The following is a 24,895-nucleotide window of genomic DNA, read 5'->3' on the forward strand; positions in this document are numbered from 1 at the left end:
GACTACGTTTTTGTGAGAACGGTCAGTACGATTCACTGTGTCTCAGGCTTCACTCGAAGAACTGATCGTCGACGGCCGGACCAACGCGGCCCTCTCGTGGCTCCTGGTCGTCGCGATCGCGCTCATCGGTCTCGGTGAGTTCGTGACCGGCGGTATCCTCTGGGCGACGTTTGCCGTGGCGCTCGTCGCGCTGGCACTGCTGCCGCCGATTGCCGTCCGTTCGTGGGAGGCGATGATCCCCTGGGAGGTGCTCTTGCTCGCGGCGCTGCCCGTCCTCGGACTGGCGCTTGGCTCCGACCGGCTGACGGGACACGTCGCCTCGTATCTCTCGGTCGCCACGATCGCCCTCGTTTTCGCCGTCGAACTGCAGACGTTTACGACCGTGCGGATGACCTCGAGTTTCGCGGTCATTTTTGTCGCCGTCACGACGATGGCCGCCGCCGCCCTCTGGGCGCTCTTTCGGTGGAGCACCGCCGGACTCCTCGGTGTCCCGTTCCCCACTGACCACGACGCCGTGATGTGGGAATTCGTCTATTCCACGGTTACGGGGCTCGGTGCCGGTATCGTCTTCGAACTGTATTTCCGGCGGCTCGGCCGCCACGAGCAGTGTCGTCCACCCGATGAAATGGCCGCCGCGGAGGATACCAATGCGTAACCTCGACAGATTACTCCCATCCCGGGAGCGCCAGCGCCAGCTCACCTACCTCATGGAGATCGGGCTGGTCGGCATGCTGTTCGTCGGTATCGACCGGGGGAACGCCGGCATCGTGATCAACACCGGCGTGGCGCTGGCCGTGACGCAACTCCCGCCGATCCTCGAGCGCGACTACGAGATTCCGATGGACCCGCGGCTCACGCTCTGGATCACCACTGCTGTTTTCCTCCACGCCTTCGGTACTGTCGGACTCCCCGGTGCTACCAGAACGCTCTACAGTCAGGTCTGGTGGTGGGATCACATGACCCACGCGCTGTCGGCGTCGCTGGTCGCCGGCGTCGGCTATGCAACCGTCCGCGCGCTCCACGAGCACGCCGATGGGATCCACTTCCCTCAGCGGTTCGTCGCCGTCTTCATCCTGCTGTTCGTCCTCGCCTTTGGCGTCCTCTGGGAGGTCCTCGAGTTCGCCATCGCGCTGTCGGCCGACGCGTTCGGCATCGACGCCGTGCTCACGCAGTACGGCCTCAACGATACGATGCTGGATTTCGTGTTTAATTCGATCGGCGGTCTGATCGTTGCGCTGTGGGGCGGTGCCTACCTCACCGATGTCTCCGGCGCGATCCGCGAGCGACTCGAGGCGCGAACTGACTAATCGACGCATCGAGTACTCCCACGACCCGGAAACGACGTGCAGTTTTACGTCGGGTTACGGTGTAGAAACGGGGGCGATGGTATTCAAAAAGATCACGCTCATCGGAACCAGCCCCGAAAGCTTCGACGCCGCGGCCGACGACGCCATCGACCGCGCAGAAAAAACCATCCAGAACGTCCACTGGATCGAAGTCGACGAACTCGGCGTCGAAATCGCAAGCGCCGACGACCGGGAGTACCAGGCCGAAGTCACCGTCGCGTTCGAACTCGAGGAGTAACGCACCGGCTATCGAGTCGATGCGGTGAGTCGACCGGCGAGGAGTCGGTCGCTGCTTTTTTGAGCAGTCTGATCCGAGACGGGGAAACGCTGTGTCGTGTGTTCTCGAGGTGGTGCGTCCGCGTCAGCCGGCGGTGTACGGGAGCGGTTACGTGCGGAACGACTCGCCACACCCACACTCGCTGACGACGTTCGGGTTGTCGACGTGGAATCCTTCGGCCTGCAGCCCGCTCTCGTAGTCGAGGACGCTCCCTTCGATGTACTTCAGGCTCGCCGGATCGACGAACACGCGCAGATCGTGGTGTTCGTAGATCGTATCGTCCTCGTCGGGTGCGTCGTCGAAGCGCATCCCGTAGGAGAGACCGGCACAGCCGCCCTGCTGGACGAACAGCCGGAGGCCCGCTTCCGACACATCGAGGCCTTCACCCTCGAGCAGCGAAATGGCCTGCTCGGCCGCGTCTTCGGTTACTTCGATCTTCGGACGCGTATCAGCCTCCCCGCCGTCCATACTGTCCGTGCTCATACCATCCCATTCCGGCGCAACGATGTTAACTGTGACGCCCTCAGCAGGCAGATGTACTAGCCAAATTCGGTTATGCCGCTGTCTCGCCCCGACTGCCCGCTTCACACGGCTCACAGCTCTGTCGTTCGATCGGGCGTGCCGCGACGCGCAGTGATACTGACAACACCTCGAGCGTTACCGCAGCAACCGGTACCAGGCACCGAACTGCCGCCGATCGTTTCGCGACAGCTCGATATCGTGTTTCGCCAGCAACTCGAGCATCCGCTCGAGTTCGCAGTCGTACCACATCGAGAGGAGCCGCACGTTCCGCTGTGCATAATCGTAGTTGCGCTCGAGGACGCGCCCGTCCGTCGGATCGACACGCGGTTCCATCTCACTGCCTACTCCGTGTTCCAGCTACGTAAAACCGATATGCGGTTCCGTAACCTGTTTCCGGCCGATCAATCACGGATTACCGGTCGCTATTCGTCCGACGCTTCGCCCAGCCGGAGCCGAACGCTCGCGGCGTGGGCCTCGAGTCCTTCGGCGTCGGCGAGGGTGGTGACCGTCTCGCCCAGGTCGGCCAGCCCCTCGCTGGAGAGTCGCTGGACCGTCGTCGACCGGAGGAACGTCTCGACTGACAGCCCACCAGTCACGCGCGCCCCGCCGTTGGTGGGCAGCACGTGGTTGGTACCGCTGGCGTAGTCACCCGCTGCGACTGGCGTGTTCGGTCCGAGGAAGACGCTCCCTGTACTGTCGATTCGTTCCAAGATCGACTCGTCGTCGTCGGCGATGATCGCGAGGTGTTCGGGCGCGTACGCCTCGGTAAAGAGGATCGCCTCGCTCATCGAGCGACCGAACAGGACGCCGCTTGCATCGTTCGCGAGCGCTTCCCGAATGATCTCCTCGCGGTCGCGGTCGCCGACCTGTTCGTCGACGGCCGCAGCCACGGCGTCGGCAGTCGCCTCGTCGTCCGTGACGGCCACGACCGAGGCGTTTGGATCGTGTTCGGCCTGAGCGACGAGTTCCGCGGCGACGAACGCTGGGTCCGCGCTCTCGTCTGCCACTACGACGACCTCGCTCGGGCCCGCGAGGAAGTCGATTTCGACATCGCCCCGAACCTCGGCTTTGGCCGCAGTTACCCACTTGTTGCCGGGGCCGACGATCTTCTGGACGTTGGTGATCGTCTCCGTTCCATAGGCCAGCCCTGCGATCGCTTGCGCGCCGCCGACGCTGTAGACCGCGTCCGCACCTGAGATGTGAATCGCCGCCAGCGTCACCGGGTTCAGCTCGTCGGCCGGCGGCGTCACCACCGACACGTGATCGACGCCAGCGACGACCGCCGGCACGATTCCCATGATCGCACTCGAGGGATAGGCCGCCGAGCCACCGGGGACGTAGACGCCGACACGCTCGAGCGAGCGAAAGCGTCGTCCAAGCGTGCGCCCCTCGCTGAACTCCCGTTGCCAGTCGTCGGGGAGTTGGGCCGCGTGGAACTCGCGGACGTTCGCGACGGCTGTCTCGATCGCCTCCCGAATTCCGTCGTCGATCTCGTCGGCGGCCCGCTCGCACTCGTCGGTGATCTCGAGGTTGCCGACCTCGATGCCGTCGAACTCGCTCGTGAACTCGCGGACGGCGACGTCGCCCTCGGTGCGGACTCGGTCGACGATGTCACGGACGTCTCCCCTGACCGCCTCGATGCCGGCGTCGCGCTCGAAGAAGGCCGCGCGGTCGTCCGGCCCGAGATCGGAAATCGCCTGCACGTCGATTGTCATGCCCCGGACTTGGCGCGGCGGTCGAAAAACGGTTTCCTTCCGGTTATGCGTCTCCGGTTTCGATCGGCCAGAGGCCCACGAAGTCGAGCGTTGCCCTGACGAACAGATAGACGAGCAGTCCGAAGCCGACGATCGCCAGCGGTGCCTGTATGAGATCCGCAGTTTCGACTCCGAGGACGATCCGGCTCAGCCCACGGATGACGAAACTCACGATCACGAGCGCGAATCCGACGAGCGAGAGCTTGACGAATCCCGACTGGTCCATAGCAATCGGTACGACTGGGCTCGCTAAATGATATCGGTTGGTTCGACAGTAGCGAGCACCGAAGCCGTCAGCGAACGTCGGCGCTGGCAGCGCGGCCGATCGCGTAGATGGCCACTGAGCCGAATGCGAGCGCGAGACTGACGAGGACAGCGAGCGCCGGCACGAGCGTGTCCCACAGCCCGCCGAACTGGGTGACTTCGATCACCGTCATCGTGTCCTCACCGAGCATCACCGCGCGGGCCGCGTCGACGCCGTAGGTGATCGGATTGAACATCGCGACCGTCTGAATCCACTCCGGCAGTGCCGCCAGCGGGAGGAACGCGCTCGAGACGAACAGCAAGGGAAGTTGGAGCAGGTTCGCCCCAATGATCGTCGATTCCTCATCGCGGGTCACTACGGCCAACACGTTCGAGAACGCGGTGAACCAGACCGAGAACAGGACGCAGATGCCCGCGATCGCGACGGCCCCGACCAGTCCGGTGGCGATCTCGGCACCGAGCAACACGCCCAGTCCGAGCACGATCGTGACCTGGACGACGATGCGTACGACCTCGGCGAGCGTCTTTCCGAGGAAAATCGCTGTTCGGTTCATCGGACTGACCAACGTCTTCTCGAACATACCGTTCTCGATGTCGTTGACCAGCCCGATCCCCGACGTCGCCGCGGCCACCAGCGCGACCTGGATCACGATCGCCGGCACGAGATACGTTTCGTAAGTGACCCCCTCGAGCGCACTCGTCGCGACGCCGCCGAACACCTGCGTGAACAGCACCAGGAAGATGATCGGCTGGACGAGCGAGACGACGAGCACGAACGGGTTCCGCACTGACTTGATCGTCCACCGGACGAACGTGACCCACACGTCACTCGCGAAGCTCCCGCCATGGCGACTGATGTTCGGTGTGCTCATCGGTCCACTTCGGTCTCCGTCCCGTCATCGCCGTTCGAGTCGTGCCCGCCGTCACCGATCGTTCCTGGTGCCGTGGCATCGGTCGGCGGTGACTCGTGTCTAGGTTCCGAGTCGTCCCCGTTCCGATCGTCGGTCACTGCGAGGAATACGTCGTCGAGCGTCGGTGCCCGAACGTCGAACCCCAGTACGCCGATATCGGCGTCACGAAGGGCGACCAGCAAGTCCGTGCCCCGCGTTCGCGCGTTGCGGCCCGTCACGGCCAGTCCCTCTTCTGTCGGCTCGATCGTCGCGCTCGGTTCGAACAATCCCTCCTCGCGGGCGATCGTGACAGCGCGGTCGCTCGTCTCGGGGTTGGCCAGTTCGACGGCGAGAATCTCGCCGCCGACGCGTCGTTTAAGCGATTCGGGCGTCCCCTCCGCAACGACCGAGCCGTTCTGAATGACCGACAGCCGATCACACAGCTGGTCGGCCTCCTCGAGATACTGGGTCGTCAGGAAGACGGTCGTCCCCTCGTCGTTGATCCGTCGGAAATACTCCCAGAGCCGGTTTCGTGCGGCCGGATCGAGACCGGTCGTCGGCTCGTCGAGGAACACCAGCGGCGGCCGATGGACCAGTGCAGTCGCCGCGTCCAGCCGCTTTTTCATCCCGCCGGAGAAGTCGTCGGCGACCTTGTTCGCGACGTCGGTCAGCTCGACGAGTTCGAGTAACTCGTCGATCCGATCGGCCCGCTTTGCTCGCGGTACGCCGTATGCGTCACACGCAAACCGAAGGTTTTCTCGAGCCGTCAACTCCGGATCGATGCTCGTCTCCTGAGCCATGTACCCGACCGTCGCGCGCACGTTCCGGGGCTCTGCGACGGTGTCGAATCCGTTGACCGTCACCGAGCCATCGGTCGGCCGCAACAACGTCACCAGCGTCTTGATCAGCGTCGTCTTCCCTGCGCCGTTCGGACCCAGAAAGCCGAAAAACTCCCCCGTCTCCACGAGGAGGTCGACACCGCGAACCGCTTCGGTTCCGTCCGCGTACGTCACCACCACGTCGCGGGCCTCGATAGCGTAGTCGGTCACAGTCGTTCTAGGGCTACCACAGGCATATACCTGTGAGTTCGAAATCACTTCGCTACTTCGATACTCGAACTATTGTCGCTCTGGTCGTTAAAAGCCCTTTCAGGTGCAAAACGTAGTCAGTCTCCGACCGGCTCGAGGTCGTACTCGATGGCCCACGCGTGGAGGTGCCCGAACGCCGGGAACACCGCACGGCCCTTCTCGGTCGGTTCGTACTCGACTCGCGGCGGCACCTCGTCGTAGGATTCACGTCGGAGCAGGCCGGCCGCGACCAGCTCTTTGAGCCGTTCCGAGAGCGTGTTCGCTGGCACGTCGAGCCGTCCCTCGAGATCCAACAACTGCGCGACGGTGCGTTCGACCTGCTCGCGTTCGTCGGGCTCGAGTCGATCGCGGAGCGCGCTCGCCGTTTCCCGCGTCCGCCCGGCGTCCAGCCCCGGTACCGTCTCGACGTCGTTCGATTTCCCCTCGTCGTTTTCGGCCATATGGAGTCCTTGTCGGTCCTGGACCGAATACTTCGTGTTTCGAACCCCCGGATAACGTGAATTCTCGACACCAGTACTTCGATACTTCGAAGTTACAAGTTTATGCTTTGACTCGCCGACGTGGCAGATATGCAACTCGCGATTTTCGGGTCGCTGGCTCGAACCGGCCGCCCGTTCTGTTGCAGGGACTCGAGCGCAATCTTCTGGCTGTCTCCCGCACGCGAATGGTCTCCCGTACAATCGCCGCTCGCTGGTGACCAGTGATGAACCACGTTCTCGTCACGGGGGCGACCGGTACCGTCGGCCGCCACGTTATCGATGGCATCCGGGACGTGCCGACCGTCTCAGCCACCGCCGCAAGCCGTGATCCTGCTCGGGCTCGGGACCGGCTTGGCTGTGCGACCGTCGCGTTCGATTTCACCGACCCGGCGACCTACCGCGACGCATTCGCCGATGTCGACACGCTGTTTCTCGTGCGACCGCCGGCGCTATCCCGAGTCCGTCGGGACGTAATCCCCGCTCTGGCCGCTGCCGTCGGTGCCGGTGTCGAACACGTCGTCTTCCTCTCGGTCATCGGTGCCGATCGAAACTCGTTCGTTCCCCACGCCTGTCTCGAGTCGTGGCTCACCGAGACCGGACTCAAAACGACTTTTTTGCGCGCGTCCTTTTTCATGCAGAACCTGTCGACGACCCACCGCGAGGAGATTCGCGAGGGACGACTGGCCGTCCCCGCCGGTGGCGGGAAGACGAGTTTCGTCGACGCACGTGACGTCGCTGCCGTCACCGTTCGAGCGATTCAGACCGGCTCCACCGGCGCGTACGACCTCACGGGACCGGAAGCCATCGATTACGAAACGGTGTGCCGTCTCCTTTCGTCGGTTCTGGACCACGAGGTCGAATACACCGATCCGTCGATCCCTCTGTTTCTTGCTTCACGCTATCGACGTGACCGAGACCTTGCGAAAGTCGGAGTGATGACTGCGATCTACACCACTGCTCGGCTCGGACTAGCCGACCGCATGACGGACGACGTTCGATCCGTTCTCGACCGGCCACCGACCGATCTTCTGACGTTCATCCGTGACAACCGATCGGTCTGGACGTAGTCGGCTCTCTTCTTCCCCGGTGTACGTGATCCGTAATCTTACCGCTCTACCGTGTCGCCGACTGAGACACCGGCCACCATTATCCGTACGATCGAACTGCTCTTTCGGACGGCAAAAAGCGCTGCATAACTATTCATCACCCACGACACCACCGTCCTATGTGGCCGTGGGAACACGCGATCGTCGCCTATCTCGCCTACTCGCTGTGCTGTCACGTCGTCTTTCGTGACTCTCCGACCGGGCTCGAGGCGTTCGCAGTCGTGTTCGCGTCAGTCCTCCCGGATCTGATCGACAAACCACTCGCTTGGGAGCTGGGCGTGTTCGACAGCGGCTACGCTGTCGGTCACTCGATCTTTTTCGCGGTGCCGCTAGCGATAGTTGTCGGCACGATCGCACACGCGGCCACGCGCCCACGCGCTGGACTCGCGTTCGGGCTCGGCTACCTGTCCCATCCGTTCGCGGACATCGTCGACTCCGTGTTCCGGCAAGGCGTCCTCCAGGTCGAACTCATGCTCTGGCCGATCGCATCGGTCGAGGGCCGACCACCTGGGCAGGGCGTCATCGAGGGATTCCTCTACTTCTTCGGTCGCTACTGGAACGCCGTGCTCGCCGGCGACCTCTCGACGTATCTGTTGCTCCAGTTCGGACTCGCCGGCGTGGTGCTGGTCGTGTGGCTCGCCGACGGCGCGCCGGTCCTCCGTGAGACACTCTCTGGTGGGCTCCGCGTCGCCCGAGCGTTCCTCAGCCACGTCTTCGGCTCCTCGCGGTCAAATCATCCCGGCCGCCGATAGGTCTCGTTCACCGTCGTGGTTCGACTCGCACTGCTCGAGGCGTCACATCTTGTGACTGTCCAACGTCGTGCAGTGATCGCTCGAGACGACGGCCTTTTATATACACCCGGCATTCGATATGAATGCGAACAACGTGGCGCACGCCGCCACGTTCCCTCTGGCCGGTTCCCGGCACGGAGGGAGGATTACACCCGCCCTCAGGACCTCGGCTGTCACGATCAGTTTCCGATCGTGACGGTTCGGAGGCCTTATATGTGTCTGGGCGTTCAGTTGTGATCGCACACACCCACGCCGGCTGCGATTTCCGGCGTGGATGCGATCCGACGCCCTTATATGTACAAGGGTGTTCGGGTGTAAACGCGAAGAACACGTGAGCGACGGGCCGTTCAACTCGGTTCGTCATCTCGTCTCGGACGGTTCGGGTCCGAAGGGGTTATGTACCCCTGATGGCCTACGAGTACGTCCGAAGGAAATGAGGATTCCACCCCTGCGGTCCGCCGTACAGATGGGATCTGATGTTAGCCTTGGTAGTTCGGTGACGCCCGATCGGTCGTTCGATCTGCGTCAGCGAACGTGTGGACCCATGTGTGAGTGTATTTACATTCACCGCCAACTCCCCCAGCTTCGCTGGGGAAGAGCATTTCATTCCGGTTGATCCTGCCGGAGGTCATTGCTATTGGAGTCCGATTTAGCCATGCTAGTTGCACGAGTTGAGACTCGTAGCAGATAGCTCAGTAACACGTGGCCAAACTACCCTATGGATCCGGACAACCTCGGGAAACTGAGGCTAATCCGGAATACGACTCTCAGCCTGGAAGTGGCGAGAGTCAGAAACGCTCCGGCGCCATAGGATGTGGCTGCGGCCGATTAGGTAGACGGTGGGGTAACGGCCCACCGTGCCCATAATCGGTACGGGTTGTGAGAGCAAGAGCCCGGAGACGGTATCTGAGACAAGATACCGGGCCCTACGGGGCGCAGCAGGCGCGAAACCTTTACACTGCACGAAAGTGCGATAAGGGGACTCCAGGTGCGAGGGCATATAGTCCTCGCTTTTGTGTACCGTAAGGAGGTACACGAATAAGTGCTGGGCAAGACCGGTGCCAGCCGCCGCGGTAATACCGGCAGCACGAGTGATGACCGCTCTTATTGGGCCTAAAGCGTCCGTAGCTGGCCACGCAAGTCTATCGGGAAATCCGCGCGCTCAACGCGCGGGCGTCCGGTGGAAACTGTGTGGCTTGGGACCGGAAGATCCAGAGGGTACGTCCGGGGTAGGAGTGAAATCCCGTAATCCTGGACGGACCACCGGTGGCGAAAGCGCTCTGGAAAGACGGATCCGACGGTGAGGGACGAAAGCTCGGGTCACGAACCGGATTAGATACCCGGGTAGTCCGAGCTGTAAACGATGTCTGCTAGGTGTGCCACAGGCTACGAGCCTGTGGTGTGCCGTAGGGAAGCCGTGAAGCAGACCGCCTGGGAAGTACGTCCGCAAGGATGAAACTTAAAGGAATTGGCGGGGGAGCACTACAACCGGAGGAGCCTGCGGTTTAATTGGACTCAACGCCGGACATCTCACCAGCATCGACAATGTGCAGTGAACGTCAGGTTGATGACCTTACTGGAGCCATTGAGAGGAGGTGCATGGCCGCCGTCAGCTCGTACCGTGAGGCGTCCTGTTAAGTCAGGCAACGAGCGAGACCCGCACTCCTAATTGCCAGCAACACCCTTGTGGTGGTTGGGTACATTAGGAGGACTGCCAGTGCCAAACTGGAGGAAGGAACGGGCAACGGTAGGTCAGTATGCCCCGAATGTGCTGGGCGACACGCGGGCTACAATGGCCACGACAGTGGGATGCAACCCCGAAAGGGGGCGCTAATCTCCGAAACGTGGTCGTAGTTCGGATTGAGGGCTGAAACTCGCCCTCATGAAGCTGGATTCGGTAGTAATCGCGCCTCAGAAGGGCGCGGTGAATACGTCCCTGCTCCTTGCACACACCGCCCGTCAAAGCACCCGAGTGGGGTCCGGATGAGGCCTCGATTCCGAGGTCGAATCTGGGCTCCGCAAGGGGGCTTAAGTCGTAACAAGGTAGCCGTAGGGGAATCTGCGGCTGGATCACCTCCACAGACCGGGACCAGGCCGTCGCGCCTGGCCCACCTTAGCGGTTTTCCGCACGTTCGATCGACCACCGAGTGGCCGATCGGGCACCTTAGAACTACCAAGGCTAACGCAATCTCTGTCCGCCCGTTTGGGTGGACGTGGGCCCATAGCTCAGTGGGAGAGTGCCTCCTTTGCAAGGAGGATGCCCAGGGTTCGAATCCCTGTGGGTCCATGCTTCGTACTGCTCATCGAATCGTGCCCCTTAAGTGGGGGACGGCTTGATGATGGAGTACGACCGAACCGATGCACCAGCCCGCGTAAGTGTGGCTGGGAAGGGTTAATGCAGGCCAGCTGTCTACTGGCGTGCAGATGAGACCGTGTGTACGTGTAGTCCAGGCGTCCACTGGACCCGTTCCCGGGTCACGATGTTGCGACTCTGTCGCAACGCCGATCCGATGAACGTGGCTACTGTGCCAGCTGGTGGATCGCTCGGCTTGAGAGCTGAAGAAGGACGTGCCAAGCTGCGATAAGCCTGAGGGAGCCGCACGGAGGCGAAGAACTCAGGATTTCCGAATGGGAATCCCCACCGCAATTGCTTCGCGCAATGGGGAACGTCGAGAATTGAAACATCTTAGTATCGACAGGAAAAGAAAGCAAACGCGATGTCGTTAGTAATGGCGAATGAACGCGATACAGTCCAAACCGAAGCCGTCAGGCAATGTGGTGTTCGGACTGACGATCACTTCCCGAACGTCGACACGAAGTCTCTTGGAACAGAGCACGAAACAGGGTGACAGTCCCGTATTGTCGACAAGTACGGAACGAGTCAGCTCCAGAGTATCGGGGGTTGGATATCCCTCGTGAAGATCGCGGGCATCGACCGCGAAGACTAAACACTCCTCAAGACCGATAGCGAACAAGTAGCGTGAGCGAACGCTGAAAAGCACCCCACGAAGGGAGGTGCAATAGGGCGTGAAATCAGTTGGCGATGGAGCGACAGGGCACACAAGGTCCCGGACATAATGAATCAGGTGCGAACCTGTAGTAAGCAGTTTGGGAAGCCGGTGTTCTGTCGTACGTTTTGAAAAACGAACCAGGGAGTGTGCCTGTTTGACGAGTCTAACCCGATCATCGGGGAAGGCGAAGGGAAACCGACATGGCCGCAGCACTATGTGCGAGGGCCGCCGTGTTCAAGCGCGGGGAGTCAAACGGGCACGACCCGAAACCGGACGATCTAGGCGTGGACAAGGTGAAGCGTGCCGAAAGGCACGTGGAGGCCTGTTAGAGTTGGTGTCCTACAATACCCTCTCGTGATCTACGTCTAGGGGTGAAAGGCCCATCGAGTCCGGAAACAGCTGGTTCCAACCGAAAGATGTCGAAGCATCACCTCTGCCGAGGTAGTTCGTGGGGTAGAGCGACGGATTGGGGGATCGCACTCCGAGAGGAGTGCGCCCCCCTGTCCAACTCCGAACCTACGAACGCCGTTTGACGCAGGGAGTCCGGTGCACGGGGTAAGCCTGTGTACCGTGAGGGAGACAACCCAGAGCTGGGTTAAGGTCCCCAAGTGTAGACTAAGTGCGATCGAAGGTGGTCTCAAGCCCTAGACAGCCGGGAGGTGAGCTTAGAAGCAGCTACCCTCTAAGAAAAGCGTAACAGCTTACCGGCCGAGGTTTGAGGCGCCCAAAATGATCGGGGCTCAAGTCTACCACCGAGACCTAGCGGCGTGTGTCACAACACGATCCCGTAGGTTGGCGTTCTGTTCGGGTGGAAGCACGGAAGAGATTTCGTGTGGACCGTTCAGTAACGAAAATCCTGGTCATAGTAGCAGCGTTAGTCGGGTTAGAACCCCGACGGCCGAACGAGTAAGGGTTCCTCAGCAATGCTGATCAGCTGAGGGTTAGCCGGTCCTAAGTCAGCCCGTAAGTCGAAGCTGACAACAGGGAAATAGGTTAATATTCCTATGCCAGTGTGCACTCAAAGCCGACGCTTTGGGGCCGCCTGAGCTGGGCTTTCGCCCAGTCGAACAGTCGAAATTCGTGGAAGCCGTAATGGCACGAAGCGAATGAATGGCTGGATCGCGCAAGTCAGGTCAACCTAGAGCCCGTGAAAAGGCAAGCACACTGTCCGTACCGAGATCCGACACAGGTACTCGTGGCGGCGAAAGCCAAGGTCTGTCGGGAGCAACCGACGTTAGGGAATTCGGCAAGTTAGTCCCGTACGTTCGCAATAAGGGATGCCTGCCCCGCAATGGGGCAGGTCGCAGTGACTCGGGCGCTCCGACTGTCTAGTAACAACATAGGTGACCGCAAATCCGTAAGGACTCGTACGGTCACTGAATCCTGCCCAGTGCAGGTATCTGAACACCCCGTACAAGGGGACGAAGGACCTGTTAACGGCGGGGGTAACTATGACCCTCTTAAGGTAGCGTAGTACCTTGCCGCTTCAGTAGCGGCTTGCATGAATGGATCAACGAGAGCGCCACTGTCCCAACGTTGGGCCCGGTGAACTGTACGTTCCAGTGCGGAGTCTGGAGACCCCCAAGGGGAAGCGAAGACCCTATAGAGCTTTACTGCAGGCTGTCACTGAGACGTGGTCGCCATTGTGCAGCATAGGTAGGAGGCATTACACAGGTACCCGCGCTAGCGGGCCACCGAGCCAGCATTGAAATACTACCCGATGGTGACTGCGACTCTCACTCCTGGCGGAGGACACTGGTAGCCGGGCAGTTTGACTGGGGCGGTACGCGCCTGAAAAGATATCGGGCGCGCCCCAAGATTTCCTCACCCGTGTCAGAGACGCGGGGAAGAGCGCAAGAGCATACGGAAGTCTGACAGTGTCCGGCACAACGACGGACGCTGACGCGAAAGCGTGGTCTAGCGAACCAATTAGGCTGCTTGATGCGGCCAATTGCTGACAGAAAAGCTACCTTAGGGATAACAGAGTCGTCACCCGCAAGAGCACATATCGACCGGGTGGCTTGCTACCTCGATGTCGGTTCCCTCCATCCTGCCCGTGCAGAAGCGGGCAAGGGTGAGGTTGTTCGCCTATTAAAGGAGGTCGTGAGCTGGGTTTAGACCGTCGTGAGACAGGTCGGCTGCTATCTATTGGGGGTGTTACGGTATCTGACGGGAACGTTCGTATAGTACGAGAGGAACTACGAATGGGTGCCACTCGTGTACCGGCTGTCCGAAAGGGCACGTGCCGGGCAGCGACGCACCACGGGGTAAGAGCTGAACGCATCTAAGCTCGAAACCCACCTGAAAAAGAGATACCACCGAGGCCACTCGTAGAAGACGAGTTCGATAGACTCGGGATGTACGCACCAAGGCAACGAGGTGTTGAGTCCGCGAGCACTAACTGGCCAAGCCACACACTCATAACTACAATCGCATTGGATCCGTGACGCGCGAACGGGTCCGGACGCAAACTGGACTACACGTATACAACGGTCTTGGACACACCACCGATATTGGAATGACGGCGGTTCGATTCCGCTGGTCGGCGTTACGGCGGCCACAGCGGCGGGGTTCCTCCCGTACCCATCCCGAACACGGAAGATAAGCCCGCCTGCGTTACGGTGAGTACTGGAGTGGGCGACCCTCTGGGAAACTCGTTTCGCCGCCTCCACTCATACTCGATACTTTCAACCCCACAGAGCAACTGCGTTTGCAGGAGCTGTGTGGGGTTTTCTGCATATACGCCCGGTAGCAAGCAGTGGTAACGCTGAGAGTGGCTCTCCTATTCGGCGATGAACGCGGTAGAAAACAATCATTGCTAGTATTTGAACAGCAACGAGAGGCACGGGTTGAAAGAGGTCAGCTCATGCCGTTTTCTGTCGGTACCCAATACCTCCCTCAAAAACGCCTCATCTAGAAGATCGTTATACGAAGCAGGACGCGGATAGGAATATAGTCGAGGAGAGAATCAAACCTATACTGGCTCGCTGATCGCAGAGCGGGTGAGTTCGAGGGAGATATCGCTCCGTATGAAGTGTACGCCCGGAACACTAACGTCCAGCCTCATCCCGTGGCGGCATGCCGCGTCGGCTGGCTAACCCTCGTGCCGGGCGGGAGAACGCGATGCGTTCTCCGGAGTACTACTGTCGCGTGCCCGGGTTCGCCGTGCTGTCATCGCACCCGAATGGGTCTGCTCGGACGGGGACTAAAGGCACGCAGTTGCACTAGGAACGCGGCCCGTTTAACTCTTGCAGGCTCGAGCCGTCCTCACCTCACCGCGTGTGACTACCGTCGCGATCACACATGAGTACACTGCTGGTGGGCACCCCAAGTTCGAGGGCAGTGACACCCGTTTCCTTCGAGTCACTGGTTGTCGGTGTCGAGAAGTCGTCGAGCGACTCGAGTCCCGCTTGCAGACAGGTCTAATCTCGAGGACGGGGGCTTCTGTTGTCGGTTCTGAAGCATCAGTATCGTAATCTTCAGATACCGAACGGAGCTGAAACAGGTACTGGAATGGGTACACAGTCTGCTTCGTAGCCGCTGGTCACTTGGTGCAGCCGCTTCGCGCCGTGCTCGTTGGGCTGTCGAGGGTGCTACCAGGGTTTTTCGTCGCTCGCTGTGGTAGGGAGGTCCCCCGAGGTGGCGCTGTGGACAACAATGACAAGCAACGCGCGGCGGCGAAGTGCGACCACTGCGGAGAGATCGGTATTGTCCAGATCTGGCCCGATGGTAGTCTCCAGCCGCTTGGTCAGTCGACGTTCTGTGACTGCGAGTCGTCAAAGCTTCAGGTGATCGAGACTGACCCAGACGAGTTGCCGTAACGCGTCGATCGCCGTTCTCGAGGGTCTCATGTGGGGAGTGGAAGGTAACGCTGCTAGCCACTAGCAAGACAGTAGTGGCGGGCACGAATATGTCAAGTAATAATGGCGACGAGTAGGCATTGGCTTCGGTAGCCATACTACTGGACAGCAGTCAATACGAAGCCGGGCGCGAATCTGCGACCGGCTTCACGTCGTTCTGTCCGGCAGTATCAAAGCTAGTGCGCGCTACAGGGACTTTCCATTCGGTTCCACGCCGTCCTGGAAAACGATCACGGCGAACGGTCGGTGAAGTGCCGTTACAGTCCCCGATTTGGAACCGACACACGGTCGACGCAGCAACGAAAGTCCCGATAGCCGGTCGTCTCAGTAGAAGTAATCGGATTCCGATAGCTGGACGTAGCGGCCGTCACGGTACCTGTATTTTTGTCGTTTGTAGGCCGTGAGGATCTTTGCAGCGTCGAATCCGGCGGCGTACCGCTTGCTGAGTAGGACTTTGTCGTGACGGCCGCCTTGCATGTCGGAGACGGTGTCGAACGCCCAGTCCCAGTCGTCCGGGCCGTAGTCCTCGACGATGTCAGCGAACGCGACGTTGCGCAGGATCTCGTCGCCGACCGCGCGTTTCCAGACATCGTTGTAGTTCTCGAGCGAGTCCGTCCCAGCCAACCGGCCAGCGATTTTGCCGGTACGAACGGCGACGTGGTAGCCGCCTTCGTGGAACGCCGAGGTGGTGCCCATCGCGCCGCCGGCGACGGCGATGTTCGCGCCGACGGGCGACTCGATCGGTCGCGTCGACGAGATGGGATAGGTTTCCGTCCCCTTGGACTTCCCACGGTCCTCGACGCGAGGAATGTCGTCCTCGATGTCGTACTCGTCGCCGTACTCCTGCTCGAGCAGGCGGCGGATGTACTCCGCACCCGACGGGATTTTCTCGTCGTCGGGCCGCAAGAGCTTGTAGCTGCCAGGAGTATCGACGTCCTCGAGGTCCATTCCGATCGGCATCGTCAGCCCGACGCGAGCGACCGTGCCATCGTTCGGGAAGACCCACGGATAGGCGGTCTCGCCGGGCATGTACCCCCACCAGAACGTGAGAGTGTCCTCGAACTCCGCGAACAACTCCTCGGGGAACTCCCGGTACTCCTGGTAGGCGATGTGGTTCGCCTCCGGCGGCGAGAGGTAGTCGGAGACGCTTCGGCCGGGTGCAGTAAACTGATCGAGCGCCTCGAGCGTGATCCGTCGCTGGGGACCGTCCGCGAGGACGACGTACTGGGCCTCGAGTTCGTCGCCGGTCGAGAGCGAAAGCGTGTGGGTCGGCCCGTGTGGACTCGTCGCCCGGAGGTTGGTCTCGAGGGATTTGACGCCGACGCCGACGCGCAGGTCGGCACCGGCCTCGGTCGCGCGGTCGTAGAGCCAGTCGTCCATGCGTGCGCGGTGGAAGGTATAGCCGAACTTGGGATAGCTGGCGTCCATGCCCGTCGTCCGCAACTCGACGGCGCTGTTCGGGCCGATGAACTTCGTGGCCTCGAGTTCTTGGTGGATGACGTCGTCGGGGATTTCCCGGTAATCGAACCCCATGATGTCGATCCAGTAGTCGAGCATCCCGGCGGCGTCCGTCGAATCCGGACCGAGTTCCTCGCGATCCTCACGAGGAACCCCCTGCTCGAAGAGCACCGTCTCTGCGCCGTGGGCGGCGGCCTGTTCGGCCGCGGACGCGCCCGCGGGGCCACCGCCGACGATCGCGACGTCTACGCGTTCCATACGCCGTTTGGACTCAGTGAGCCATTATAAAAACTGCGAGGGACAGTTTCGACCGACTGCGTCGGGGTCAGTCTCCCGTCGGATCGCTTGCCGGACAACGGGCTGAGGGACCCGCACGATCTCGTCTCGAGTGCGAGGAGAGGCTCGAGCACCCGACGTGCCGCGAGACGAACGCTTTTCATCGCGCTGGGCAAGGGCATGATCATGAGCGATGCTGACGCGCCGGACGTGCTCGTGCTTCGGAAAGGAACCCACGGGATACCAATCGAACAGTACGCCGAGGCGATCCGCGATCGACTGCCGGACCACACTGTCGCACTCGCGCGCACGCCGGCCGACGAGCGCGAGGCGATTCAGACGGCGACGTTCGTCACCGGGATGACGCTCGATGCGGACCTCCTCGAGCATGCCGACGATCTCGAGGTCTTCGCCTGCGCGTATGCCGGGACCGGCCACCTCCCCCTCGAGGAACTCGAAAATCGAGACGTTACGGTAACCAACGCCGCGGGCGTCCACGGGCCGAACATCGGTGAGCACGTGCTGGGGTCGATCCTTCACTTCACTCGGCGGTTCCACGTTGGCGCGCGCCGCCAGCGCCGCCGCGAGTGGCGACATTACAAAGCCCACGAGCTGCAGGGATCGACCGTCACCGTCGTTGGACTGGGCGCGATCGGGCAGGCAGTCTGCGAGCGACTCGAGCCGTTCGGCGTCGAGACGATCGGCGTCCGCTACACACCCGCAAAGGGTGGACCGACAGACGAGGTGATCGGCTTCGAAGACGAGGCGTTCGACGATGCGCTCGCGCGCACGGACTACCTCGTGTTGGCGTGTCCCCTCTCGGAGACGACCCGCGGATTGCTCGACCGCGAGGCGTTCGTGACGATCGATCCCGACGCAGTCGTGGTCAACGTTGCCCGCGGGCCGGTCATCGAGACGGACGCGTTGGTCGAGGCGCTGCGCTCGAATTGGATTCGCGGGGCCGCCCTGGACGTCACCGATCCCGAACCACTGCCGGAGGACCACCCGCTGTGGACCTTCGAGAACGTCCAACTCACGCCTCACAACGCCGGTCACACGCCGAAGTACTACGACCGGCTGGCCGACATCGTCGCCGAGAACCGCCGACGACTGGATGAGGAGGGAGACGACGCCGACCTCGAGAACCAAGTCCGCCCCTGATCGACGGCCGATCGTGTCCGAGAGTTGTCCAGCGGACCGACCCCAGTTGACTCCCCTTTTTTAGCTCTCTCTGCGAAAGACGACCATGGAACTATCACTAGCTGACGGATGTACTCGAGCGGGAGGTATCCGATGACGCTCTCGTTCGACGGGACGGTCCTCGTCCCCGTGGCCGATCCGGACGACGGCGAGGAAACCGCGACCGCGCTCGCGCCGTATCTCGCCCCCTCGAGTACGGTGCTCGTCGTCAACGTGATCGAGAAAGCCGGCGGTGCGCCTGACAAGGCCTCGGTCGAACAGCGCGAGGAGTATGCACGGGAAATCTTCGAGCGCGCCCGTAAGCCGCTCGAAGAGCGTGCTGGAACGGTCGAGACGGCGATCCTGTTCGGTACCGATGTCGTCGAGACCATCTTCGAGGCGGCGATAGAGCGCAACGCTGACGCCGTGGCCTTCGAGCCTCGTGAGGAAAACCGGTTCGTAGAACTGCTTACCGGCAATGTCGCCCGGCGGCTGGTCAAAGAAGCCTCGGTCCCCGTGGTTGCACTGCCGCGAGTCGACGACTAATCGGAACTGGTGTCACTGTCGTTCCGATAGCTCGACTCGTCCCGTTTGGTCGACCCTGACCCGATAGCCGGCGTAGACGAACGTCACGCAGCCGCCGGTCCGGCTTGTCTCAGTCGTGGACTGAAACAGCGAATCGAGCGCAGCCGGATCGATGACGTCGTACAGCGGGCCGAACTCGTCCGCAATCTCGAGGGCGTCCAGACCGGAGTCCGCCGCGATCGCTTCGATGACCGCTTCGCTGAGCGGCTGATCCGGCTGGGTCTGATGGGTATCGCATTCGTCCTGCAGACGCGACTTGCAGAGAGCGGTTTCAGTTTCCATACCTCGTCTATCGGGTCAACTCACGAAGTGACTCCGATTGGATGGCCAACGTTTTAAGTCGGGGTAGCTCTCAACAGGTCGTTCGGAGACGACAGGTCATCCGAGCCGACTGCGTCTCGTCGACCCTGCGAGTCGCCGGATAAAAATCGGCTGAGTTAGCCGTCGACGCTAGAGGTAGCCGTTCTCGAGCAGCAGTTCGCCGTTGAGCACGCTCGCGCCGGCTGCGCCGCGCATCGTGTTGTGTGCGAGACAGTTGTACTGCAGGCCGAACGTCGACTCGCGAATCCCGCCGGCAGCGACCGACATCCCGTTGCCGAGCGTGCGGTCGAGACGCGGCTGTGGTCGTTCGGGGTCCTCGAAGACCTCGATCAGCTGGTCCGGCGAGGAGTACAGGTCGAGGCTCGGGTACTCGCGCATGGCCTCGGCAGCCTCGTCGGGGGTGAGATCCTCGGCGGTCTCGACGAAGACGTTCTCGAGGTGGCCGTCGATCGTCGGGATGCGGTTACACGAGGCGCCGACCTCGACGTCGTTGAGCGAGAGTTCCGCGCCGTCGAAACTGCCGAGCAGTTTCTTCGATTCGGTCTCGAGTTTGTCCTCTTCGCCGCCGATGTGGGGGATGGCGTTGTCGATGATCTCCATCGAGGTTACGCCGTCGTAGCCCGCGCCCGAGACGGCCTGCAGGGTCGCGACGTGGACCTTCTCGAGGCCGTACTCCTCGAGGGCGGCGAGCGTGGGGACGAAGGTGATCGTCGAGCAGTTGGGGTTTTTCACCATCGCACCGTCCCAGCCGCGCTCGTCGCGCTGGACCTCGAGCAAGTCGAGGTGCTCGGCGTTGACTTCGGGGATCACGAGGGGGATATCCTCGTCCATCCGGCCGTTCGAGGAGTTCGAGGAGACGACGTAGCCCGCCTCACAGAAGTCGGGCTCGACGGCCTCGCCGACGCTCGAGGGGAGCGACGAGAACAGAAGGTCGACGTCAGTGGGAACGTCGTCGGGGTCGGTCGCCGTCACGGTCATGTCGGCGACGTCGTCCGGAATCGGGCTATCGACGCGCCACTTTGCGGCCTGTCTGTACGTCTTGCCGGCGCTGGCGTCGCTTGCGGTCAGTGCTGCGATCTCGAAATCAGGGTGCGGGTCGAGCAACTGGATGAGTCGCTGTCCAACGGCTCCGGTCGCACCGAGTACGCCTACTCGTACTGCCATTTTCCGCCACTCCGAGTCGTGTCCGCAAAACCGTTTGGGTTTTCGGTAGCGCATGTCAGTCGACGGAATTACTCGAGCGGATGAGTATCGAGTGGCGGAGCGTCGAGTGACAGTCGAGACGGTGGTTCGGTGGTCGGCGAGGGTACCTGTCACGAGAGAGTCGCCTCTTCGGATAGAAGATATTAAGAAACGGGAGCAGTACCTAGCAACCGATGCACTACCGACAGGATCGACGCGAGGCCACTGGCCAGAGGTGGTTCCGATGACGAGTTCGACCGCGAGTACCCGCAACGGAGGACTGCTCGAGACGCCGTTCAGCATGGGTGCGACGGCTGTCGCGGCCGTCACTGCGTTGTTGTCCGTCTTTATCGCGTGGACGGGCTACAACGGCGGCGTATTCCCCGTGATCGGCTACCAGCTCGACATCTTGACCGGTGCCGTCGCGCTCGTGTTCGGCCTCGGCATCGCCCTCGTGGCGCTCACTGCCGCAGCCTACATGGAGCCCGGGTTCGGCGAGTAACGCGATTTTCGACGCCATCGTCCGGTCTCTCTCAGTATCGTTTCTTGGCTATCAGCGAGTCTCGAGATCTCTGTTTCCCGCCGGTTGCCGTCGGTCTATAATGTGTCCGTGAGAACGGGTCGGTTAGTCCGATCGCTGTCGCTGTCTGACGAGCGGCTATGAAGTAACTACCTCTCTACGAAGACTGGCTTACGCAGGCACTTGGGCGCCTTTCTTTCGGGTCACGTATCCCGCGATACGATTGCGAACGCCCTTGGAATCGACGTTGGTGAGCTTCTCGACGCTTTCCTTGTTCTGTTCGAAGTCGGTCGTGAACGCCTCCGGGTACCGCTCCAGGAGGAGGTTGCCGGTCTTCTTGACATAGGCCGGTTTGATTGCCATACAGGGGATTCCGTCTAGAGGCCCTTATAACGCACCATTTCCACTGATTGGCGACCGGGGAGAGCGGGCCCGTTTCGTCGGAGCACGCCGAAATCGTTGGTATCGAGACTGTACAATCACATGATCGTGAGTTTTCGCGGCCTATCTCCCGCGAGAGCCGCGGTTCTGCGTTCCACGTCGTGTGGCCAGTGACTGCCGGCTCCGACGGGTGACGGTTCGCCCGACGACCAGACTCAAGGATGTCCTACTCCTTCGTCTCGACCACGCCGAACGCGACAGCGATCTGTCTCGCAAAGCCCGCCTCGATGAGATCCGTGACGAGGATAACGAGAAAGACGGTCCCCAACAAGAGATCAGCGCCAGCGGGATCCGATGGCGGCGTGGTCGTCTGCAGGCGGAGCGCAAACAGGGTTGCGACCGAGGCCGGGATAATCCCGCGCGGGCCGACGAAGCTGAGAAACAGGCGCTCGCGGACCGGGAACTCCCTGCCAGTCGTCGAGAGAAAGACTACCAGCGGACGGAGCACCACTGCCACCACTACCACGACCCCGAGCCCCGCACTCCCAAGCGTACGAAGCTCAGCGAACTCGAGCAACGCCGCGAGCGTGATGAACACGAACGAGAGGACGAGCAGCGTCACGTCCTGGTTGAATCGTAGCATGCTCTCTCGGTGGGGCAACTCGAGGTTGCCGAGGGTAAAGCCCGCGGTGGCCGCAGCCGCGATGCCGGCCTCGGAAAACACCGAATCCGCGATCGCGAACGCGATGACGGCTCCGGCTAACGCGAGCAACCGGGCCGTCTGTGGTTCGGCCTCTGCCGGCAGGTCGACTTGCGTGAGGAGATACCAGACGACGCCCGCGATCGCGAGACCCGTGACGATTCCCATCCCGAGACGCTCTATGAAGAGGAAGACGAACCCTCTCGGCGCGAGTTCCTGCGCCGTCATCGCTTTGAAAATGACGATCGCGAGGATCGCAGCGGTGACGTCGTTGACGATCCCCTCCGTCTCGAGGGTCGTCGCGACGGGTTCGCGGACGGAAACCACCGCGAGGATCGGCGTGATCACCGTCGGCCCGGTCGCGACCAGTAATGCGCCGACGAGAAGCGCGATGTCCCAGCTCGCATCGAGCAAGAGCCAGACGGCAAGCGCGGTCCCGAGAAACGACAGCGCTGCACCGATCGTGACTAACCGCCTGGCCGCCCGCGGTGCGGTTCGGACGGTCTCGAACGTGAGCCGGAACGACCCCTCGAAGACGATGATGGCGACGCTCACCCCGACGATCGTCGAGAGCGCGTCTCCGAAGGTATCGGTCGTCACGATCCCGAGTCCTTCGGGGCCGATCGCGATGCCCGCGACGATCAGAAACAACACGCTGGGAACGCGGTATTTCGCAGCGAGAAACTGGGCTGCAGTGCCGAACCCGACGATAGCCGCGACGAGTGCGATAAGCTCGAGGTCGACGTGGATCGACACCGACTCATCGACCTCCCGAACTGCGGCGTTCAGTGTGGCCTGTGGCGGTCGACCTGATGGCCCACTTACGATAATCTGATAGCGCGGCCGACATGTTCCGAGCTATCACCGCGACCGACAAAATCCTCTTCCCTGACGGAACCACCTCCGGTGAGGGAACCAACCGCCTGTCGGCCATCACACCCGCACTCGGATAGTGCGCTCACTGCGATCGGTCACCACGACGAGTGGTCGCGAACGCGCTCGAGCGCCTCCCGCTCGCGCGGACCGCCGGCGCGGTCGACGACTGACTCGAAGTACACCAGCCGGTCCCGAAGCTCGGCTTCGTCGTAGTCAGCGACGCCGAGTCGCGACGCGGCGACGGTCGCTTCGACGACGGCTCCGAATCCGCGATCGATCGTCGGGACAGTCTCACGTTCGATGCCCGACTCGAGTGGCCGAAGCACCCATACCTCCCAGTCGGTGCCACCCTCGCTGCCGGCGTCGACCTGTTCGACGACCACGCGGGCCCAGGCACACGCCGACTCGAGGATCGGCTCTTCGAACTCGACGATCGAGAGCGCGGCGTCGGCGAAGACGACCGGATCGTCGACGAACTGGACGTAGCCCTCGCCCTGCCGGTGGAAATTGCGGCGCGTGCGGGTGTTGCCCCACGTCCGCGCGGTAACGGGATCCCCGGCGTGGAGGCCGAGCGGGGCAGCGTTCCACAGCCCGTTCGGTCCCAGTGTGGTCACGACCGATTCGGTCACGCCCGAGAGGGTCACGGGCCACGCCGCCGCCGTCGGCTTTCCCTCGTCGCTCATACAGTAATCGCCTCGTGCTCGAGGGCGATGAACAGCCCGGCCGCGGTGATATCGGCCGTCGTCCCCGGATTGATTCCGCGCTCGACGAGGTCGTCAGCGAAGGCTTCCACAGTAGCGGGGTCCGTCTCGAGGGCGTCGTCCGCGACCAGTTCCCCCGCCCGGTCGGTCACTTCCCGTGCGGTCGCATCGTCGTGTCGTGTCGCGACGAGCGTATCGGGCCGTTCGGCGAGCAGGGAGAGAAAGACCGTCGCGGTTCGGTCGGTCACCGGGCCGTCGGCCTCGGCGAGTCGCCGGGCCGCCGCAAAGGAGCGGTCGAATCCCTGAACCCACTCGCGGGCGACATCGTCGCCCGGCACGCTTCGCTCCATGATGTCGAAGAGGGTCAGCCCGTGTTCCTCGACGGCCGACACTGCGTCCGAGCCGCGGCGGACGTCGAGGTCGTCCATGTCCGCAGGTGGGTCGGCGACACCCACGTCGACGTGGTCGAACGCGCGGTAGAATGCCGCCGCGTCGCCGACCGTTGTTTCGCGGACGACGGCTTCGGCGACGGGCTGGGAAAGGTCCTCACGGGCGGCCCGGACGAGCGGCACGAGCAACAGGAGCGCGCCGAACTGCGTGTTGTCGCCCTCCTGTGTGGCCATCCCCGCGACGGCCCGTTCGAAGGCCGGCCCGACCGCGGCCCCATCGGCCGCCAGTGCGAGCCCCTCGCGGGCACCAACCGCACCGGCGAGGAAGTGTTCGAATCGAAGATCCGCGAGGTCGCGATGGCGGTCGACGTTGCCCGGTTTAGGGGTGCCCGCCACCTCGAGAAGCAGCGCCAGTTCCGCGTTCGCCGCTGACGATCGCATACGTCCCGTTGTGTGCTGTGGTGGCTTATACTGTCGGACACTGGACCGTACGGCCTCGATCGCGTTGCGACGCCTCTCGCCGCCCCAACAGCGACTCGCGCCCCCGAAGTTAAGTTTCGAAACGAAGAGGTCCGGGTATGGGATACGATATCGCATCCAAGACCGATCCCGAGTCAGTCATCGACGACGAGTGGGGCGGCATGTGGTTTCTCAAAGCGCCCCTCGAGACGGACGAACTCGGTATCTCCGTCCTCGAACTCGAGCCCGACGGCAAGGGAATGGAACACGACGAGACCGAGTCCGGGCAGGAGGAGGTGTACTATGTCATCAGTGGCACGGTCGACGTCGAGTTGCCGGATGCCGACGAGACGGTGACGCTCGAGCCCGACGAGGCGATTCGACTCGATTCCGGCGAAACGCGACAGATCCACAACCGCGGCGACGAGCGCGCAAAGCTCGTGTTGGTGGGCGCACCGCTGTAGTCCGATCGCGTCGATA

24 protein-coding genes, 1 tRNA gene and 3 rRNA genes are annotated in these 24,895 nt (G+C 62.1%); 14 read left to right on the forward strand and 14 right to left on the reverse strand.

Annotation, left to right across the window (positions count from 1 at the left end; all coding sequences use genetic code 11):
• Positions 1–37 precede the first annotated feature (37 nt).
• The 3 genes from E2L06_RS06840 to E2L06_RS06850 all read left to right on the forward strand — a co-directional run bounded on the left by E2L06_RS06840 (position 38) and on the right by E2L06_RS06850 (position 1,584).
• On the forward strand, positions 38–655 hold the full coding sequence (locus E2L06_RS06840; protein WP_138779879.1) for a hypothetical protein: 618 nt from the start codon (positions 38–40) through the stop codon (positions 653–655).
• Positions 648–1,307 carry a hypothetical protein gene (locus E2L06_RS06845; RefSeq protein ID WP_138779881.1) on the forward strand — a complete coding sequence of 220 codons (660 nt, stop codon included), beginning with the start codon at positions 648–650 and terminating at the stop codon, positions 1,305–1,307. Before E2L06_RS06840 ends, E2L06_RS06845 begins: the two co-directional genes overlap by 8 nt.
• 76 nt (positions 1,308–1,383) lie before the next feature.
• Complete coding sequence (locus tag E2L06_RS06850) at positions 1,384–1,584, forward strand: dodecin (RefSeq protein ID WP_138779883.1); 201 nt, start codon at positions 1,384–1,386, stop codon at positions 1,582–1,584.
• A gap of 147 nt (positions 1,585–1,731) precedes the next feature.
• Here the strand turns inward: E2L06_RS06850 and E2L06_RS06855 are convergent, their stop codons facing one another.
• The 7 genes from E2L06_RS06855 to E2L06_RS06885 all read right to left on the reverse strand — a co-directional run bounded on the left by E2L06_RS06855 (position 1,732) and on the right by E2L06_RS06885 (position 6,581).
• Positions 1,732–2,106 (reverse strand): iron-sulfur cluster assembly accessory protein, encoded by a 375-nt coding sequence (locus tag E2L06_RS06855; protein WP_138779885.1) that lies wholly within the window; start codon positions 2,104–2,106, stop codon positions 1,732–1,734.
• Between the two features lie 174 nt (positions 2,107–2,280).
• Positions 2,281–2,478 carry a hypothetical protein gene (locus E2L06_RS06860; protein ID WP_138779887.1) on the reverse strand — a complete coding sequence of 66 codons (198 nt, stop codon included), beginning with the start codon at positions 2,476–2,478 and terminating at the stop codon, positions 2,281–2,283.
• A gap of 89 nt (positions 2,479–2,567) precedes the next feature.
• On the reverse strand, positions 2,568–3,860 hold the full coding sequence (gene hisD / locus E2L06_RS06865) for a histidinol dehydrogenase (RefSeq protein WP_138779890.1): 1,293 nt from the start codon (positions 3,858–3,860) through the stop codon (positions 2,568–2,570).
• 43 nt (positions 3,861–3,903) lie between these two features.
• Positions 3,904–4,125: a hypothetical protein gene (locus E2L06_RS06870; protein WP_138779892.1), complete on the reverse strand. Its 222-nt coding sequence runs from the start codon at positions 4,123–4,125 to the stop codon at positions 3,904–3,906.
• A gap of 67 nt (positions 4,126–4,192) precedes the next feature.
• Entirely contained in the window at positions 4,193–5,035 is an 843-nt protein-coding gene (locus E2L06_RS06875) for an ABC transporter permease (protein WP_138779894.1), read from the reverse strand.
• Entirely contained in the window at positions 5,032–6,102 is a 1,071-nt protein-coding gene (locus E2L06_RS06880; RefSeq protein ID WP_138779896.1) for an ABC transporter ATP-binding protein, read from the reverse strand. The genes E2L06_RS06875 and E2L06_RS06880 overlap by 4 nt, the downstream gene beginning before the upstream one ends.
• Before the next feature lie 116 nt (positions 6,103–6,218).
• A complete protein-coding gene (locus E2L06_RS06885; RefSeq protein WP_138779898.1) occupies positions 6,219–6,581 on the reverse strand; it encodes a helix-turn-helix domain-containing protein in 363 nt (120 codons plus the stop codon).
• 263 nt (positions 6,582–6,844) lie between these two features.
• Here E2L06_RS06885 and E2L06_RS06890 point away from each other — a divergent pair, with 263 nt between their 5' ends.
• The 7 genes from E2L06_RS06890 (at position 6,845) to E2L06_RS21770 (ending at position 15,349) form a co-directional block, all read left to right on the forward strand.
• The gene (locus E2L06_RS06890) at positions 6,845–7,687 is read left to right on the forward strand and encodes an NmrA family NAD(P)-binding protein (protein WP_138779900.1); all 843 of its coding nucleotides are present in this window, start codon (positions 6,845–6,847) and stop codon (positions 7,685–7,687) included.
• A gap of 158 nt (positions 7,688–7,845) precedes the next feature.
• Positions 7,846–8,478, forward strand: a complete 633-nt coding sequence (locus E2L06_RS06895) for a metal-dependent hydrolase (protein WP_138779902.1) — start codon at positions 7,846–7,848, stop codon at positions 8,476–8,478.
• 644 nt (positions 8,479–9,122) lie between these two features.
• Positions 9,123–10,596, forward strand: a 16S ribosomal RNA gene (locus E2L06_RS06900).
• A gap of 136 nt (positions 10,597–10,732) precedes the next feature.
• A tRNA-Ala gene (locus E2L06_RS06905) sits at positions 10,733–10,804 on the forward strand.
• 224 nt (positions 10,805–11,028) lie between these two features.
• A 23S ribosomal RNA gene (locus E2L06_RS06910) occupies positions 11,029–13,947 on the forward strand.
• A gap of 130 nt (positions 13,948–14,077) precedes the next feature.
• Positions 14,078–14,199, forward strand: a 5S ribosomal RNA gene (gene rrf / locus E2L06_RS06915).
• Together the 16S, 23S and 5S rRNA genes with 1 tRNA gene alongside form the textbook arrangement of a ribosomal RNA operon.
• 976 nt (positions 14,200–15,175) lie before the next feature.
• On the forward strand, positions 15,176–15,349 hold the full coding sequence (locus E2L06_RS21770) for a hypothetical protein (protein ID WP_171052321.1): 174 nt from the start codon (positions 15,176–15,178) through the stop codon (positions 15,347–15,349).
• Positions 15,350–15,712: 363 nt separating this feature from the next.
• Here E2L06_RS21770 and E2L06_RS06920 read toward each other — a convergent pair whose 3' ends face one another.
• The gene (locus tag E2L06_RS06920; protein WP_138779904.1) at positions 15,713–17,104 is read right to left on the reverse strand and encodes an NAD(P)/FAD-dependent oxidoreductase; all 1,392 of its coding nucleotides are present in this window, start codon (positions 17,102–17,104) and stop codon (positions 15,713–15,715) included.
• Between the two features lie 204 nt (positions 17,105–17,308).
• Here E2L06_RS06920 and E2L06_RS06925 point away from each other — a divergent pair, with 204 nt between their 5' ends.
• A complete protein-coding gene (locus tag E2L06_RS06925) occupies positions 17,309–18,283 on the forward strand; it encodes a D-2-hydroxyacid dehydrogenase (protein WP_138779906.1) in 975 nt (324 codons plus the stop codon).
• A 132-nt stretch (positions 18,284–18,415) separates the two neighbouring features.
• Entirely contained in the window at positions 18,416–18,847 is a 432-nt protein-coding gene (locus tag E2L06_RS06930; RefSeq protein WP_138779908.1) for a universal stress protein, read from the forward strand.
• Positions 18,848–18,859: 12 nt separating this feature from the next.
• Here the strand turns inward: E2L06_RS06930 and E2L06_RS06935 are convergent, their stop codons facing one another.
• On the reverse strand, positions 18,860–19,168 hold the full coding sequence (locus E2L06_RS06935) for a HalOD1 output domain-containing protein (protein WP_138779910.1): 309 nt from the start codon (positions 19,166–19,168) through the stop codon (positions 18,860–18,862).
• Positions 19,169–19,336: 168 nt separating this feature from the next.
• Positions 19,337–20,371: an aspartate-semialdehyde dehydrogenase gene (gene asd / locus E2L06_RS06940; protein WP_138779912.1), complete on the reverse strand. Its 1,035-nt coding sequence runs from the start codon at positions 20,369–20,371 to the stop codon at positions 19,337–19,339.
• Between the two features lie 262 nt (positions 20,372–20,633).
• On the opposite strand from asd, the gene E2L06_RS06945 reads away from it, so the two are divergent.
• A complete protein-coding gene (locus E2L06_RS06945; RefSeq protein ID WP_394348736.1) occupies positions 20,634–20,891 on the forward strand; it encodes a hypothetical protein in 258 nt (85 codons plus the stop codon).
• A 189-nt stretch (positions 20,892–21,080) separates the two neighbouring features.
• On the opposite strand, the gene E2L06_RS06950 is transcribed toward E2L06_RS06945, so the two are convergent.
• From E2L06_RS06950 to E2L06_RS06965, 4 genes are all read right to left on the reverse strand, one after another.
• Positions 21,081–21,272, reverse strand: coding sequence for a 30S ribosomal protein S17e (locus tag E2L06_RS06950; protein ID WP_138779915.1), 192 nt, complete (start codon positions 21,270–21,272; stop codon positions 21,081–21,083).
• A gap of 244 nt (positions 21,273–21,516) precedes the next feature.
• Positions 21,517–22,746: a sodium:proton antiporter gene (locus E2L06_RS06955; RefSeq protein WP_138779917.1), complete on the reverse strand. Its 1,230-nt coding sequence runs from the start codon at positions 22,744–22,746 to the stop codon at positions 21,517–21,519.
• 215 nt (positions 22,747–22,961) lie between these two features.
• Complete coding sequence (locus tag E2L06_RS06960; protein ID WP_138779919.1) at positions 22,962–23,549, reverse strand: DUF447 domain-containing protein; 588 nt, start codon at positions 23,547–23,549, stop codon at positions 22,962–22,964.
• Positions 23,546–24,397: a triphosphoribosyl-dephospho-CoA synthase gene (locus E2L06_RS06965; RefSeq protein ID WP_138779921.1), complete on the reverse strand. Its 852-nt coding sequence runs from the start codon at positions 24,395–24,397 to the stop codon at positions 23,546–23,548. Before E2L06_RS06965 ends, E2L06_RS06960 begins: the two co-directional genes overlap by 4 nt.
• A 137-nt stretch (positions 24,398–24,534) precedes the next feature.
• On the opposite strand from E2L06_RS06965, the gene E2L06_RS06970 reads away from it, so the two are divergent.
• Positions 24,535–24,879 (forward strand): cupin domain-containing protein, encoded by a 345-nt coding sequence (locus E2L06_RS06970; protein WP_138779923.1) that lies wholly within the window; start codon positions 24,535–24,537, stop codon positions 24,877–24,879.
• Positions 24,880–24,895 lie beyond the last annotated feature (16 nt).

Origin of the sequence: Haloterrigena sp. H1 (genome assembly GCF_005938085.1) — an archaeon.
GTDB lineage: Archaea > Halobacteriota > Halobacteria > Halobacteriales > Natrialbaceae > Natrinema.